Here is a 15289-nt window from a genome sequence, read left to right as displayed (position 1 = left end):
GTGATAGCCATAGGGAGATCAAGATGATCAACGTCACCAAGGCCTACCTGGGCAACAGGTCTAAGTTTCTCGGCTACGTCGACAGCATCTACGAGTCCGGCTGGTTGACCAACCAGGGCCCGCTCGTGCGGGAACTGGAGGAACGGCTGCGAGATTATCTGGGCGTGCGAAACATCGTCCTGACCAGTAACGGCACCCTGGCGCTGCAGATCGCCTACCGCGCCCTGGGCTTGCATGGTGGCAGCGCCGTCACGACCCCCTTCAGCTTCGTCGCGACCACCAGCTCCTTGTACTGGGAAGGGGTTCGGCCGCTGTTCGCCGATATAGACCGCGCGACCTGGAATCTCGACCCAAACGCCATCGAAGCCAGCATTACCGATGACACGCGCGCGATCGTGGCCACCCACGTATTCGGTAATGCCTGTGATGTGGATGCGATCGACCGCGTCGCGGAGCGTCACGGCTTGAAGGTCGTCTACGACGGCGCGCATGCATTCGGGGTGCGCCATCGCGGAGCCTCGCTCTTCAGCCGTGGGGACATCAGCACCCTGAGCTTCCATGCCACCAAGCTGTTCCACACCATCGAGGGCGGCGCCATCGTGACCAACGATGACGCGTTGGCCGATCGGATTCGACTGCTCTGCAACTTCGGCATCGTCGATACCGACCTCATCGACGGCGTCGGCATCAATGCCAAGCTCAACGAATTCGCCGCGGCCATGGGGTTGTGCATCCTCGACGACATGCCGTTGATCCTGGAACAGCGCGCCGAGATCGCCGACCGCTACGAACGACGACTGGGCGGGCATTTCGACCTTCAACGGCAGCAGCCGGAATCGGAGCGCAACCACAGCTACTTCCCGATTGCCTTGGCCAGCGAGGCGCAGCTGCTGAGCTGTCGAAGTGCGCTCAATCGGCAGGGCATCAATCCGCGGCGCTATTTCTACCCCTCACTGGACACCCTGGATTACCTGCAACCGCAGCCAGCGCAGGGGGAATCGCGCAGCCTGAGCCGCCGCGTGCTGTGCCTGCCGATCTATCCCGGCCTACCCCTGCACGTGCAGGAACTGGTGATCGATACGCTGTTGGCACAGGTCATTCGACGCGAGCCCCAGCCAACGCCTGCGCACTGGCCCGGCGTCGCGCTCGCTGCGGGAAGGCAACGCGAGAAACTGGAGCTACTTGCGCGCTCGAAGACCTGGCCGGGCGTGACACCATGACCGACTCGCAAAAGCTGTCGATGCTGCGCAACACCGGCCTGAGCTATGCCGGGCAGGCCTATGCGCTGCTGGTCGGCCTGTTGATCCTGCCGTTCTACCTGGGTCATCTCGGTGCCGAGGCCTATGGTTTGATCGGCTTCTTTGCCGTCTTGCAGGCTTGGCTGCAACTGCTCGACGCCGGCCTCTCGCCGTCGCTGGTTCGGCAGCTGGCGTTTTTTCGTGGGTGTGCGAGTCAATCCCGGCGGGACCCACGCGCCGGTGCACTGTTGCGCTCGTTCGAAATTCTTTTCATGCCCGTCGCTGCGGCCGCTGTGCTTGTGATCGTCCTGGCGAGCGAATGGATCGCCCGACACTGGCTTCAGGCGCAGGCACTCAGCCATTCGACGCTGGTGCGCTGCATCGACCTGATGGGCCTGATGATCGGCCTCAAGCTCTACGCGACCCTCTACAAAAGCGGCCTGCAGGGCCTGGAACTGCATGCCTGGCTGAACGGCGCGAACATCCTCATCGCCACGCTGCGCTATTTCGGCGGGTGGGTCCTGGTTGCCCATGTCAGCCAGGATCCGGTGGATTTCTTCCTGTTCCAGGCGACGGTGGCGCTGATCGAAACGCTGCTGTTCGCGGCGAAGGCCTACGCCCAGTTGCCCAATCCGGCGTGGTTCACGGGGTTCGACTGGAAGGTGGTGCGCCCTGTGCTCCCCTTCGCGGCCAGCATGTCGCTGACCTCGGTGCTCTGGATCATCCTGACGCAGCTGGACAAGGTGCTGCTGTCGAAGGTGCTGCTGCTCGAGCAGTACGGCTATTTCGCCCTCGTCGCGCTGATCTCGACGGGCCTTCTGACGCTGACCAATCCGCTGGTGCAAACCCTGTTGCCGCGCCTGACCATGCTGGTCGCCGAAGGCCGCATCCTCGACATGGAGCGGCTCTACCTCAACGCGACCCGGTTCGTCTGCAGCTTGCTGTTCCCACTCGCCGGCGTAGTGGCCTTTCACGCCGAGCCACTGATCTTCGCCTGGACCGGTGATGCGCAGGCTGCACAGTGGAGCCGAGAAGTTCTGCCCTGGTACGTACTGGGCAGCGCGGTGATGGCCCTGACCAGCTTCCCGTTCTACCTGCAGTACGCCTTCGGCCAACTGCGCCTGCATGTCTGGTTCAGCCTGGTATCCGCCGGTTTGAGTATCCCGGTGGTGGTTTACGCAGCCCTGTTGCATGGCGCGTGGGGCGCGGCGATCGCCTGGTTCGGATTGCGCATGCTGACATTCCTGGTCTGGCCTTCGATCGTTCACCGCCGCTTCGCACCTGACCTTCACAGGCCATGGGTGCAGGACCTGCTGCGCATCACCGCGATGACCGGATTGGGGTTGCTGCTCGGTGCGCCCTTCGTCGAGACCCTCGCCGGGGACGACCGCATCGATGCGCTGCTGGCGCTGGCCTTGAACGGAATGGCCTGCCTGGCACTTGTCACCTTCACGTCCAGGCCGGTCGTGCTGCGCCTGTATCTCCTGATGACAAAGTCGAGCCTTTAAATGGACACATTGAAAAGCGAAGAAGCCCTCATGGCCCGCTGGGATGCGCGACGCGAACCGCTGGTGAGCGTCATCTGCCTGGCCTACAACCACGCCGAGTTCATAAGGGAGACGCTGGATGGCTTTATCCGGCAGGAAACGGACTTCCCCTTCGAGGTGATCGTCCATGACGACGCCTCGACCGACAACACCGCGGCGATCATCCGCGAGTACGCAGCGCGTTACCCGCACGTGATCCGGCCCATCTACCAGCAGCAGAACCAGTACAGCCTGGGCGTGCCCTTCAGCACACGGCTGTTTGCCCAGGCACACGGGCGGTACATCGCCTATTGCGAGGGGGACGATTATTGGACCGACCCGTACAAGCTGCAGATTCAGGTGGACTTCCTCGAGCGGCACCCGGACTACGTCATCACCTATCACGACGCCTTCATGTTCAACGGCCAGGGTGTACTGCGCAGCCCGCACCTGCAGGGCCGCTATCGTCGTGATGCCAGCGCCCTAGAGCTGATGCGGGGCCGGCCGCTGTCCACACTGACGGTCTGTTTTCGCAACCTGATCAAGGAGCTGCCGCCCGAGCTGCATGGCGTCGAGGTGCTCGACATCTGTTGGTGGTCACTGCTGGGCGCGCACGGCAAGGGCAAGTTCCTGGCACAGATCCGGCCCGCCGCGTACCGCATCCACGAAGGCGGCATCTTTTCGATGCGCAGCAGCAAGCAGCGGATCCGCATGTCGCTGCACGCCTATTACAACCTGGCCCGCTACTACCAGCGGATCGGTGACCAGGCGCTTCACGACTATTTCCTGATTCAGGTGTTCTGCCACGCACTGGCGCTGATCTCACCACCGGCCAAGCTCGTGGCGCTAGGCAAGGCCCTGCAGAACACCAGCCTCAATCTCTTGCGCCGGCTGAGCCCGACCGCGTGATCGACGATCGATCGAGTACTACAAAGGATGGACCCGCAATGACCGCCATGCCCCGCTCACCCCTGGAATACGACGCGGACAATCGCATCGACCTGGCCCGCATTCTCCGTGCGGCCTTCGACAACAAGGCGCTGATCCTCTGCATCACCGGGCTGTTCGCGCTGCTCGGAGGTGCCTACGCCTTCGTCGCGACTCCGGTGTACCTGGCCAGTGCCATGATCCAGATCGAGCCGAAGAAAACCGCCATCACCGGCGTGCCGGAGATCGTGGCCAAGCCCGATTCGGTGTCTCAGGCGGTGACCGAAATCGAGTTGATCAAATCGCGCGCGGTGCTCGGACGCGCGGTCACCGAGCTCAAGCTCTACATCGACGCCAGACCCAAGTACCTGCCGTTCATTGGAGGCTACCTGGCGCGCCAGCACGACCCGCTGAAGGACGGCGAGCTGGCGGCCCCGTTGTTCGGTCTGGACAGCTATGCCTGGGGCGGCGAGGCGCTGGATATCTTCCAGCTGGACGTGCCGCCAGCCTACCTGGGCGAGAAGCTCGTCCTGCGCGCCGGGGACGACGGGGCATACAGCCTGTACGACGAGGATGACAGCCTGCTGCTAGAGGGTAAGGTCAAGGCCGCGGTCGAGCACAACGGATTCAAGGTACAGGTCGCCGCGCTCACGGCACGTCCGGGGACCAAGTTCGCCGTGGTGCGCAGCCGGCCGCAGACGACCGCGCTCGAGTACCAGAAGCGACTCAAGATCGGCGAGGCGGGCAAGAACTCGGGCATCATCTACCTGAACCTGGAAGACCCGGACCCGGAAAAGGCCAATCGCATCCTCGATCAGATCAGCCGCCTGTATGTGCGCCAGAATATCGAGCGCAGCTCCGCCGAGGCCGCACAACGCCTGGAGTTTCTGCGTTCGCAGGTGCCCGTAGTACGCAAGGCGCTGGAGAAGGCCGAAGCAGCGCTCAACGACTACCAGACCAGTGCCCAGTCGGTGGATATCAGTATCGAGACCAAGGGTGTGCTCGATCAGATCGTCGCCCTCGAAGCGCAGATATCCGAACACAACCTCAAGCGCACCGAATACAACCAGCTCTACACGCCAGAGCACCCGACCTATCAGACGCTGGTGAAGAAGATCAGCCAGCTGCAGGCGCAGAAAGCCGCTTTGATGGGCAGGATCGATACCCTGCCCAAGACCCAGCAGGACTTGCTGCGTCTGAAGCGTGACATGGAAGTCACCACCCGTACCTATACCCTGCTGCTGGACAAGGCGCAGGAACAGGACGTTTTGCGGGCTGGCACCATCGGCAACGTGCGAATCATCGACACCGCCTATTCCGTAGTCGAACGGCCGGCCAAGCCCGTCAAACCGCTGGTGCTGCTGGTAGCCATCGCAGCCGGGTTGCTGGCCTCGGCGCTGGTGATTCTTATCCGCCAGGTGTTCTACCGCGGTATCGAAAGCCCGGACGCGATCGAACACCTGGGCATCCCGGTCTATGCCGCGCTGCCGTACTCGAACAAGCAGGAGCCGCTGCATCGCCTGAGGAGGCTGCGCGATGGCGCCAGCAAGCTGCTGGGGGTGACAGACCCGGCTGACCTGGCCATCGAGTCGCTGCGCAGCCTGCGTACCAGCCTCAAGTTCGCCATGCTCGAATCACGCAACCCGGTGCTGGTCATCACCAGCCCAACGCCGGGTGCGGGCAAGTCATTCGTTTCCAGCAACCTGGCGGCGGTCGTCGCCAAGGCCGGCCAGCGCGTCCTGTTGATCGACGCGGACCTGCGCCGCGGCTACCTGGCGAGCCTGTTCGGCATCGCCCCGCGCGCCGGGCTCTCCGATGCGCTGGCCGGGGGGCTGAAGCTTGCCGCGGTGGTCAACCGCACCGACCAACCCAACCTGCACCTGATCGCGCGCGGCGCCTCGGCACCCAACCCGTCCGAGCTGCTCATGCACGACAACTTCGCCCAGCTATTGAAAGAGGCCGAGCGCAACTACGACATCGTGATCGTCGACACCCCGCCGGTACTCGCCGTGACCGACGCGGTGCTGGTCGCGCAACTGGCCGGCACCACCCTGCTCGTCGCCCGCTTCGGCCAGAGCACGCCAGGCCAGGTAGAGGCCGCCAAGCGGCGCCTGGCGCAGAACGGCGTGCTTGCCAAGGGGGCAATCCTCAACGGCGTGAAGCGTAAAGCCTCAAGCGGCGCCTACGAGACGGGTGCCTACGGTTACTACAGCTACACACAGAAGGCCTGAAGCCAGCGAGGGAAACGCCGTGTTCAGAACCGCCGCGATGATGCAACCCTACCTGTTCCCCTATCTCGGGTATTTCCAGCTGATCGCCGCCAGCGACCATTTCGTCCTGGGTGACGACCTGCAGTACGTCAAGGCCTCGTGGATCAACCGCAACCGGATATTGGTAAGCGGGCAAGCCGCGTTGATCACCTTTCCCCTTCGCAAGGGCGCTCAATCCGAGCGAATCAACCAGCGCTGGCTCTGTGATGGCTTCGAGCAGGAGGCGAACAAGATTCTGCGCACGTTGACGCTCGCCTATGGGCGCGCGCCATACCAGGCCGAAACCTTGCCGCTGATCACCGAGATCCTGCTGAACCCGGAGCGCAATCTGGCCCGCTTCATCGAGCACTCGATCCGTCGGCTTTGCGCCCACCTGCAGATCGAAACGCCGATTTCGCTGGGGTCCGAGATAGGCCTGCCTGAACGCATGGACAAGCAGGAGCGCGTGGTGCGCATCACCCAACGCCTGGGTGCCGAGCGCTACCTCAACCCCATCGGCGGACTGGATCTGTACTGCCCGTCGTACTTCGACGTGCATGGCCTGCAGCTTCGCTTTCTGCGCATGGACGACCTGACCTACCCGCAATTCGGTAAGCCATTCGTACCGGCGCTTTCAATCATTGACGTGCTGATGTTCAACGGCCGCGACGCAACGCATGCACTGCTCGGCCGCCATTCACTCATCGAGGGGCGCCCGCAGGCGCTCACCCTGCAACAGGCCTAGCGGCAAAAAACCAAGGACCGCACATGTGTTCAAGGAAAGACAGCACCATGAAAGCGCCGAGCAACGATACCCAGTGGTATCTCATCCAGACCAAACCACGCCAAGAGCTTCGCGCCGAAGAACACCTCCGGCGCCAGCACTTCGAATGCTACCTGCCGCAGAAGTCGACCGACGGCACGACGCGGGAGCCGCTGTTTCCCGGCTACCTGTTCATTCACCTCGACCGGCACCAGGACAACTGGTACCCGATTCGCTCGACCCGTGGCGTGGCCCGCGTGGTGGCTTTCGGGGGCGAACCGACGCCCGTTCAGGACGGGCTCATCGAACAGTTGCGCCAGCGCCTCGCCCAGCAGGAAAAATCGGCGAGCCAATCCTTCCAGCCAGGTGAGCGCGTGCAGATTCGCGGCGAGGGGTTCGAGGAGATCGAAGCCATTTTCCTGAGCAACGACGGTCAGCATCGCGCGGTGATCCTGCTGAACCTGCTCCAGCGGCAACAACGGGTCCGAGTGCCGAAGCATTACCTCAATTGCTGCAGCGCCTGCCGGGAAGGATGAAGGCATCATGAAGATCCTGCTGCTTCACAGCCTGTACCCGCCGCACATCGGTGGCGGCGCGGAAATCGTCGTGCGGCAACTGGCCGAGGGCCTGCACGCCCGCGACCACCAGGTCGTGGTATTGGCGACTGGGCCGGAGGCGGGCCTGCACCTCGAGGACGGCGACGGGCCGATGGTCTATCGCACCGGTTTGCACAATCTCTACTGGCATTACAACGAGCGCCGACCAAGCCGCTTGCTGCGCCTGGGCTGGCATTGGCGTGACCGCTACAACCCGGCAATGCGCGAGCCGCTGCGGGCGGTGATCGCTCGGCACAGGCCGGATGTGGTGCTGTGCAACAACCTCACCGGGTGGTCCGTCGCCGCTTGGGACGAGATCACCGCGGCCGGGCTGCCGATCGTTCAGGTCCTGCACGATCTCTATCTGCTCTGCCCGAAGGACACCATGTTCAAGAAGGGCCGCAGTTGCCAGGCGCCATGTTTCGCCTGCGCAGCGCTGCGCCGTCGCCATGCGACCGCCTCGGGCCAGGTCGCCGCGGTGGTTGGCGTCAGCCGCTTCGTCCTGGAGCGCCTGACCCGCCAGGGCTATTTCGCCGGGGCCGCGCAGCATGTGGTGCACAACTGCACGGACCTGGCGCCAGTCGCACCGTCGCCCGTTCCAGCCCCGCGCGGGCCGCTGCGTTTCGGCTACATCGGCACGCTGTCCGAGAACAAGGGCGTGCACTGGCTCATCGAGCAATTCCAGGCGCTGTCCATCGACGCCACGCTGAGCATTGCCGGGCGCGGCAAGCAGGAGGACGAGTCGGCCCTCAAGGCGCTCGCCGATCCGGCGCGGGTACGCTTTGCCGGTTACCAGGCGCCAAAGGCGTTCCTGCACGAAATCGACGTACTGGTGGTGCCTTCGCTCTGGGCGGAGCCCTTCGGACTGGTGGCCATCGAAGCCTGCTCGCAGCACGTGCCGGTGATCGCTACTGACATGGGCGGCCTCCCGGAAATCATCCAGGACAATCTCAACGGTCTGCTCTGCTCACCAGACGACCCGGATTCGCTAGGCCGGGCCATGCTGCGCCTGGCGCTCGACCGCAACCTGCGCGAGCGGCTGGCACGTCAGGCACGTGACAGCGTCGCCCCGTTTCTCGATATGCAACAGATGCTCGACCAGTACCAATCGATTCTGCAGGCCGCCCTGGCAGGCCGGAGGGTTCAGGATGATCACCCATACGCAGGCTACTCGGCGGCGCGTATCGAGCCCGCTGGCGATTGATAAACCGACGCTGCTGACCCTGATCGCCGCGTCGCTGCTGATCGGTGAAACCTTCGCCGGCGCACTTCGCTACTACCTGGACATGGCCGGTTTGTCACCCTTGCTCTATCTGCCCAAGCTGGCCTGCCTGGCCGCGGCCGCCTGGGAAGCGGTGCATGCCCGCCTCCGACCGGGCGTGTGGCTGGCGCTGCTCACCATGGCCCTGGCAAGCACTCTGGCCCTGCTGCACGGCGCCTCGCCACGCAATGTCGGTTTCAGCCTTTTCATCTACACGCCGCTGCTGTTCGGTCTGCTTTGTGGCCACTACCTGGAACGGCGCGTACGACTGCTGGCCGGGGTGATCGGCTTCTGCCTGCTGGCATCGCTGGTCGGGATCGCGCTCGACATGTACATCCGTGTGCCCTGGAAGGGCTACAGCTACATGCTCGGAGAAGTCGAACTGACGGCGAATCGCTCGTGGGGCTTCGGCACCGTCGACCGCCTCGCCGGCTTCGCCCGGATGTCCACCATCCTGGCCGTCATGATCGCGCTGTACAGCCTGTACCTTGCGGCCTTCATCAAGTCCAGGCTGCTCCGACTCATGCTCTATCCGGTGGCCTTCGGGGCGATCGTGCTCAGCACCAACAAGTCCACCGCGGTGGCCTACCTGCTGACGCTGATGATGCTGTTCCTGGCCGCCTACCGGGTGCCCACCGCCACGGCATTCCTGATCGCGGTGCTCGGCGGCCTGGCATTACCGGTCGCCAGCCTGCTGTTGAACATCCCGCAGAGCGAGGCCTACAGCGAAAGCCTCTTCGCCTCGTTCAACGATCGGCTGATCCACAGCTGGCCGAACTTCATCGAGGTGGTCCTGCATGAAGGCTGGGGATGGTCGGGTGCCGGCTTCGGCGCGGTCGGCAGCAGCGCCGCCGCCTTTCCGCTGAGCTGGCTGGAGCTGCTCGCCATCGCCGACAACACGGCGTTGTACCTCTGGGGAATGCTGGGTGTGGTCGGCGTGCTGTTCTACCTGCTGCTGTTTCCGCTGTTGCTGTGCCTGCATCGGCGCGGGCCGAGGATCCGCGACGCCCTGCTGGGCATGGTCTTTTGCAGCTGCCTGATCGGCTGGGCCACCGATGTGCTGGAGGTCGCCGTCTCCAGTCTGTTCATCGGCATGGCGATCGCCCATGTGCTGGCATCACAGCCGCAACCGGTCGCGCGGCCACAGGCCTCCATGACGCCGCTGATGCGGCACTAGACATATCACTACAAGGACGAAACCGATGGGCAAGCGCCTTCCTTTCGCACGCCTGGCTTCAACGCTGGTGCTCTCCGGTCTCCTGCTGCATTCACCGACACGTGCGGCCGAGGATTCCTTCATTCTCGGTGTGTGCTCGCACGATCTGCACCTGCGCGACCGCAGCGCGCAGGCGCCCTCGCTGCTGGCGGCCGCCGGAATCGGCTCGGTCAGGACCGACGCTCACTGGGCCTTTCTCGAGCGCACACGCGATCGGCTCGTGGTCGAGCCACACTGGAACGACTACCTGGCACGCAACGAAGCCCAGGGCCTGTCGACGCTGTTCATACTCGGCTACGGCAACCAGCACCACGGCGACGGTCAGAAGCCGCGCAGCGAGCCGCTGCGCGCCGCCTTCAACCGCTACGTGGGATTCGTGGCCGAGCAGTTCCACGGGCGGGTCCGGCACTACGAAGTGTGGAACGAATGGGACCAGGAAGCCCCCGACGACGTACAACTCGCGCAGGACTACCTCAGGCTGGTCGCCGATGCGGCTGGAATCATTCGTCAGCATGACCCGGCCGCAAAGGTCCTGGCCGGCGCGGTGACGACGGCCGGCATCGAATCCGGCTTCGCCTTGCGTCTGGTCGAATCGGGCGTGATGCAGTCGGTCGATGGGCTCTCGCTGCACCCCTACGTCCATTGCCGCGGTGAGGGCGACAACACGCCGGAAGCCTGGATCGAGTGGCTGGCGGACGTCGACCTGCAACTTTCCGCAGCGGCCGGTGAGCCCGTGCCTCTCTACCTGACCGAAATGGCCTGGCCGGCCCATCGAGGTGCCTGCGGTATCGATGAAGACCTGCAGGCGGCCTACCTCGCACGCAGCCTCTTTCTCAGCCGTACCCTGCCGAACATCCGCGGCTACTGGTGGTACGACTTCCGGAACGACGGCACCGATCCGCGCGAGCGCGAACACAACTTCGGCCTGCTCCGTCAGAACCTCGAGAAGAAACCCGCCTACGAGGTACTCGCCGCGATCAGCCCGATCGTCCGGGATTATGCCTTCGTCGGTTACGCCGACGGCTCTAGCACCAACGTGGTCATGTTGCGTTTCGCCAATGCCGAAGAAGAGCTTCTGGTCGCCTGGAGCACTGGCAAGGCGCGAACGGTACGGATCGACTCGGCTAGCCCGCCACCCGGTCCGCTCGAACAGCTCGATACGGCCAAACCGGAGCTCGGCCGATTCCGTAGCGGCGAAGGCTGGTCCTGCCTGGAGTCGGCCGATATCTGCACAGCCCAGATCGAGCTCGGTGCGTTTCCCCGAATCGTGCGCCTGGGCGCGCCAAGCCCGGGCGCCCTTGCCGCCCACGAACCTCATCTCACTTCCAGGAGGGACTCTCGATGATCGTGATCAATGCGCGTTTCGTGACCCAGCAAACCAGGGGGGTACAACGGTTTGCCGAGCAGCTGTGCCTCGAACTCAAGGAGCTGCGCAACGACCTGGTGTTCGTCGCGCCGGATGATGTACTCATGGAGCGCAGCGCCACCAGCCTGAAGGTGCAGCGCATCGGCCGTCATCGCGGCCATCTCTGGGAGCAGCTCGACCTGCCGTTATGGTTGGCGCGTCACGGCAGCCCGCCGTTGGTGTCGCTCTGCAACACCGCGCCTTTGGCATACGGCAACCAGATCGCGACCCATCACGACATCAATTACGTGCGTCATCCGAACAGTTATTCACCCCTGTTCAGGACGAGCTATCGCTACCTCACACCCCTTCTGCTCAAACGAATCAAGGCGCTGATCACCGTGAGCGAGTTCTCCCGTGGCGAAATCGCCAGTCATTACCGTTATCCCAAGGAGCGCATCTGCGTGGTCCCAAACGCGGTGGATGCGCGATTTCAGCCGTTCGCGGCCCAGGCGTATCGAAGCGGCACCACGCCCTACCTGCTGGCGGTTTCTTCCCCCAGCGCACACAAGAACTTTGCCCGGATGGTGGCGGCATTTCTGCGCCTGGACGGGCTGGACGATGTCGAGCTGCGGATCGTCGGTGATTCCAACCGCGTCTTTTCCGGCAGCGTATACACACCGCAAAGCAGCAAACGCATTCGCTTCCTTGGACGATTGTCGGACGAAGAACTGGTTGAGGCTTACCAGGGCGCAGCGGCCTTCGTGTTCCCCTCCCTGTACGAAGGCTTCGGCATTCCACCACTCGAAGCCCAGGCGTGCGGCTGCCCGGTGATCGCCGCGCGGGCAGCCTCGATTCCCGAAGTGCTGCGTGACAGCGCGCTGTATTTCGATCCGTTGGACGTCGCCGACATCGCCGATTGCATGAAGCGGATACTCCTCGACGAAACCCTGCGCGCCGACCTGCGTCGACGAGGCAAGCTCAACGTGGCGCGCTTCAGCTGGCGCGCCTCGGCAGGCCAGGTGTCCCGCCTGATCGATCGTGCCTTCAGCACCGTCGGCCAGGCCGAAGGGGACAAGACGCCGCCGTTTCCCCTGAGCCCGCCAGAGCGGTAGCGGGTACTGCACCGCCGCCGCGCAACATCGGCATCCTTTGCTCCACTTCCCCCTCCTTCCACCCTGACAGTGATAGGCCTACCTATGAAAATCGCCATCGTTCATGACTGGCTGGTGACCTTCGCCGGTGCCGAAAAGGTACTGGCCGGGCTGCTCGACATCTGGCCAGACGCCGACTTGTACGCCGTGATCGACTTCCTTTCCGACGAGGACCGCGCGCAGCTGGGCGGAAAGCGCGCGAACACGACCTTCATTCAGCAGCTCCCGAAGGCCCGGACGCATTACCAGAAATATCTGCCACTGATGCCGCTGGCCATCGAACAGCTCGACATGTCCCGCTACGACCTGGTGATATCCAGCAGCCATGCCGTGGCCAAGGGCGTGCTCACCGGCCCCAACCAGCTGCATATCAGTTACGTGCATTCCCCGATCCGCTATGCCTGGGACCTGCAGCATCAATATCTGCATGAAGCCAGTCTGGATCGCGGCCTGAAGGCGAAGCTCGCGCGCATGCTGTTGCACTACATGCGCTTGTGGGACCAACGCACCGCCAGCGGGGTCGACGAGTTCATCGCCAACTCACACTTCATCGGACGGCGCATCAACAAGAGCTACCGACGCCAATCGACAGTGATCTACCCGCCCGTCGACACTCGGCATTTCACGCTTCATACCGCCAAAGAAGACTTCTACCTGACCGCCTCGCGCATGGTGCCGTACAAGCGCATCCCGATGATCGTCGACGCCTTCGCGCGCATGCCCGACAAGAAACTGGTGGTGATCGGCACCGGGCCGGATATGGAAAAGGCGAAGGAACTTGCCGCACCCAACGTGACGCTGATGGGCTACCAGAGCTTCCCGGTCCTGCTGCATCACATGCAGCGCGCTCGCGCATTCGTCTTCGCCGCCGAGGAAGACTTCGGCATCGCGCCGATCGAAGCCCAGGCCTGTGGCACGCCGGTCATCGCCTATGGCCGCGGTGGCGTGCTGGAAACCGTGCGCGGGCTTGAGCACCCCGAGCCCACCGGAGTCTTCTACGGGGAACAGACGCCCGAGTCGCTGATCGCCGCGGTCAGCGAGTTCGAATCATGCGCGCATCACATCTCGCCAGCCCATTGCAGGGCCAGCGCCGAACGATTTTCAACCGAACGATTCAGGCAGGAGATCAAAAGCTTCATCGATAATCGGGTTCGAGAAGTTTCCATGCTCCAAGGACAGGACGTGCCGCTCGATCTGCCTGTGGTTTCCCCGGTCATCAGTTCACCGGTCTACCCAACCGCAGCGCCGCTCAAGCACGCCTGATTAGGACCGTATTTGACCTGCGAGGTTTCAAGGATGAACGCAACGATCTCAACCCAACGCATCCACGCCAGCTGCGCCCTGAGCATCGCGCTGCTGATCAGTGGTACCACCGTCGCCAGCCATCGCGTTGACCTCGCCCCCGGCGAGGCCTATCGCAACGGGTACGAGGAGATGACACCCCTTCGGGACGACTGCACTGGTCGTGCCGGCGCCCGCATCATCACCTTCGACCATGGCACGCGCCAGGCCGCGCCGGTCTGCTCGTCGTCCAGCCAATCCGCTCCGCCATCGACACCCCCGGTTCGCCTGGCACAGCCCCTGTCGGGCAGGCAGAGCTTGCGCTCCGGCGAACCCATCCGTTACTCGTTCTGATCCCGCGTCCAATGGAGGCGACCATGGATTACTCACAAAGCAGGCAGCAGCCGCTGGTTCTGGCCGACGGCTATTCGTACACGGAAATCTTTCCGGCGCCTGATACGCCGGACATGCCCGGTCACAGCGGGCTGACGATCCGCATCTTCCATGCATTGTTCAGTCCCGATGGCGAGGGCGATTGCGTCAGCCTTCAGCCAGCCACAGCCGCGCCGAGCCCGCTCGGCCCGTTCAGCCTGGCCGACGACGCCTGAGCTTCCCGTTTCACCCTCCCGCTGTTCTCCACTTCGCCGTACCGCCACGCCTGGTTGTCGCACGTCCAGACGTGGCGATGCGCGCCACTTCATGCGAGGCATCCGATGACTGCTCGAACGACAGTGGTGACCGTGACCTATGGCGACCGCCTGGGTTACCTGCAAGAACTGGTCGAGCGCGCCCTGGCATTTGCCGAGGTGCGTGACGTGCTGATCGTAAGCAATGCTGCGACCGCCTCGTTGCAGCCGTTGGGCGAACGCTGGCCCGGTCGCGTCCGGATCATCGAGCTGACGGAAAACACCGGCTCTGCAAACGGTTACGCCGTGGCGCTGCAAGCCGCTCTGGATGACGGCGCCGAGAATATCTGGATGATGGACGACGACAATGCGCCCACCGCCGCAGCCGTATCCATCCTTCACCGCGAGCTGGACAAACTGGGCCGACGACGAGGCCTGAGCCAGGTTGCGGTGCTTGGCTATCGCCAGAGCCAGCAGGCTGACATCGCCCAGGGTGTGCCGGCCCCCTTCATCCGCCAACCCCGTTCCAGCTGTTTCGGTTTTCACGTGGCGCACCTGCCGTACAAGCTCTGGCGCCGGCTGCCGGGAACGCAGCGTCGTTCCGCGCCACCGAGCAGCATCAGCCTACCCTTCGCCCCGTATGGCGGCATGCTCGCCCATCGCAGCCTGTACGAACGCATCGGCCTGCCCCGGCGGGAGCTGGTGCTCTATGTGGACGACACCGAGTACACGCGCCGTATCACCGCCGATGGTGGCGAGCTGTGGCTGTTCACGGAGGCGGTGATCGACGAGCTGGAGCAGTCCTGGAACATCAAGGCCCGGACTCGCAACATCTACGAAACCTTCCTGCTCGGTGATTCGGACTTTCGCGCCTATTACGCAGCGCGCAACCAGGCCTGGTTCGACAAGACCATCTGGGCCAGCTCACCACTGATGCATCGTGTGAACCGGGCCGTGTTTCTGTGGCTGCTGCGCCTGGTGGCGCATAGAAGTGACTGCCACCGACGCCTGGCACTGATCGAACAAGCCATTCGCGAAGGCGAACAGGGCCGCCTGGGCATGAGCGATACCTTCCCGTTGCGCTGATAACACAACCCTCATCGACCG

Annotated in this window: 14 protein-coding genes; all 14 read left to right on the top strand. The window is 63.7% G+C overall.

Going from position 1 to position 15289, the window contains the following annotated elements; all coding sequences use genetic code 11:
• Positions 1-23 precede the first annotated feature (23 nt).
• Positions 24-1220 (top strand): DegT/DnrJ/EryC1/StrS family aminotransferase, encoded by a 1197-nt coding sequence (locus MST27_RS14235; RefSeq protein ID WP_243606601.1) that lies wholly within the window; start codon positions 24-26, stop codon positions 1218-1220.
• Positions 1217-2746, top strand: coding sequence for a lipopolysaccharide biosynthesis protein (locus MST27_RS14230; RefSeq protein ID WP_243606600.1), 1530 nt, complete (start codon positions 1217-1219; stop codon positions 2744-2746). Before MST27_RS14235 ends, MST27_RS14230 begins: the two co-directional genes overlap by 4 nt.
• Complete coding sequence (locus tag MST27_RS14225; RefSeq protein ID WP_243606599.1) at positions 2747-3673, top strand: glycosyltransferase family 2 protein; 927 nt, start codon at positions 2747-2749, stop codon at positions 3671-3673.
• Positions 3674-3711: 38 nt separating this feature from the next.
• Entirely contained in the window at positions 3712-5922 is a 2211-nt protein-coding gene (locus tag MST27_RS14220; RefSeq protein WP_243606598.1) for a polysaccharide biosynthesis tyrosine autokinase, read from the top strand.
• Positions 5923-5941: 19 nt separating this feature from the next.
• Positions 5942-6685, top strand: coding sequence for a WbqC family protein (locus tag MST27_RS14215; RefSeq protein ID WP_243606597.1), 744 nt, complete (start codon positions 5942-5944; stop codon positions 6683-6685).
• A 47-nt stretch (positions 6686-6732) separates the two neighbouring features.
• Entirely contained in the window at positions 6733-7239 is a 507-nt protein-coding gene (rfaH, locus tag MST27_RS14210; RefSeq protein WP_243606596.1) for a transcription/translation regulatory transformer protein RfaH, read from the top strand.
• A 7-nt stretch (positions 7240-7246) separates the two neighbouring features.
• Positions 7247-8503 carry a glycosyltransferase family 4 protein gene (locus MST27_RS14205; protein ID WP_243606595.1) on the top strand — a complete coding sequence of 419 codons (1257 nt, stop codon included), beginning with the start codon at positions 7247-7249 and terminating at the stop codon, positions 8501-8503.
• Positions 8448-9737 carry a hypothetical protein gene (locus MST27_RS14200; protein ID WP_243606594.1) on the top strand — a complete coding sequence of 430 codons (1290 nt, stop codon included), beginning with the start codon at positions 8448-8450 and terminating at the stop codon, positions 9735-9737. Before MST27_RS14205 ends, MST27_RS14200 begins: the two co-directional genes overlap by 56 nt.
• 25 nt (positions 9738-9762) lie before the next feature.
• Entirely contained in the window at positions 9763-11121 is a 1359-nt protein-coding gene (locus tag MST27_RS14195; protein WP_243606593.1) for a hypothetical protein, read from the top strand.
• A complete protein-coding gene (locus tag MST27_RS14190; RefSeq protein WP_243606592.1) occupies positions 11118-12236 on the top strand; it encodes a glycosyltransferase family 4 protein in 1119 nt (372 codons plus the stop codon). Before MST27_RS14195 ends, MST27_RS14190 begins: the two co-directional genes overlap by 4 nt.
• Positions 12237-12320: 84 nt before the next feature.
• Complete coding sequence (locus MST27_RS14185) at positions 12321-13538, top strand: glycosyltransferase family 4 protein (RefSeq protein WP_243606591.1); 1218 nt, start codon at positions 12321-12323, stop codon at positions 13536-13538.
• A 33-nt stretch (positions 13539-13571) separates the two neighbouring features.
• Positions 13572-13910 (top strand): hypothetical protein, encoded by a 339-nt coding sequence (locus MST27_RS14180; RefSeq protein ID WP_243606590.1) that lies wholly within the window; start codon positions 13572-13574, stop codon positions 13908-13910.
• Between the two features lie 23 nt (positions 13911-13933).
• Positions 13934-14164, top strand: a complete 231-nt coding sequence (locus MST27_RS14175; RefSeq protein WP_243606589.1) for a hypothetical protein — start codon at positions 13934-13936, stop codon at positions 14162-14164.
• 105 nt (positions 14165-14269) lie between these two features.
• Entirely contained in the window at positions 14270-15268 is a 999-nt protein-coding gene (locus tag MST27_RS14170) for a glycosyltransferase (protein ID WP_243606588.1), read from the top strand.
• Positions 15269-15289 lie beyond the last annotated feature (21 nt).

This window comes from Stutzerimonas marianensis (genome assembly GCF_022810315.1).
In the GTDB taxonomy this organism is placed as follows: domain Bacteria; phylum Pseudomonadota; class Gammaproteobacteria; order Pseudomonadales; family Pseudomonadaceae; genus Stutzerimonas; species Stutzerimonas marianensis.
This window is presented reverse-complemented; position numbering and strand designations above follow the sequence as displayed.

What these genes read in the sequence shown, in the direction of transcription:
- MST27_RS14185 (WP_243606591.1), top strand. Translation starts at nt 12,321, where the DNA reads ATGAAAATCGCCATCGTTCATGACTGGCTGGTGACCTTCGCCGGTGCC.
- rfaH (WP_243606596.1), top strand. Translation starts at nt 6,733, where the DNA reads ATGAAAGCGCCGAGCAACGATACCCAGTGGTATCTCATCCAGACCAAA.
- MST27_RS14190 (WP_243606592.1), top strand. Translation starts at nt 11,118, where the DNA reads ATGATCGTGATCAATGCGCGTTTCGTGACCCAGCAAACCAGGGGGGTA.
- MST27_RS14175 (WP_243606589.1), top strand. Translation starts at nt 13,934, where the DNA reads ATGGATTACTCACAAAGCAGGCAGCAGCCGCTGGTTCTGGCCGACGGC.
- MST27_RS14200 (WP_243606594.1), top strand. Translation starts at nt 8,448, where the DNA reads ATGATCACCCATACGCAGGCTACTCGGCGGCGCGTATCGAGCCCGCTG.
- MST27_RS14195 (WP_243606593.1), top strand. Translation starts at nt 9,763, where the DNA reads ATGGGCAAGCGCCTTCCTTTCGCACGCCTGGCTTCAACGCTGGTGCTC.
- MST27_RS14230 (WP_243606600.1), top strand. Translation starts at nt 1,217, where the DNA reads ATGACCGACTCGCAAAAGCTGTCGATGCTGCGCAACACCGGCCTGAGC.
- MST27_RS14180 (WP_243606590.1), top strand. Translation starts at nt 13,572, where the DNA reads ATGAACGCAACGATCTCAACCCAACGCATCCACGCCAGCTGCGCCCTG.
- MST27_RS14235 (WP_243606601.1), top strand. Translation starts at nt 24, where the DNA reads ATGATCAACGTCACCAAGGCCTACCTGGGCAACAGGTCTAAGTTTCTC.
- MST27_RS14205 (WP_243606595.1), top strand. Translation starts at nt 7,247, where the DNA reads ATGAAGATCCTGCTGCTTCACAGCCTGTACCCGCCGCACATCGGTGGC.
- MST27_RS14225 (WP_243606599.1), top strand. Translation starts at nt 2,747, where the DNA reads ATGGACACATTGAAAAGCGAAGAAGCCCTCATGGCCCGCTGGGATGCG.
- MST27_RS14220 (WP_243606598.1), top strand. Translation starts at nt 3,712, where the DNA reads ATGACCGCCATGCCCCGCTCACCCCTGGAATACGACGCGGACAATCGC.
- MST27_RS14170 (WP_243606588.1), top strand. Translation starts at nt 14,270, where the DNA reads ATGACTGCTCGAACGACAGTGGTGACCGTGACCTATGGCGACCGCCTG.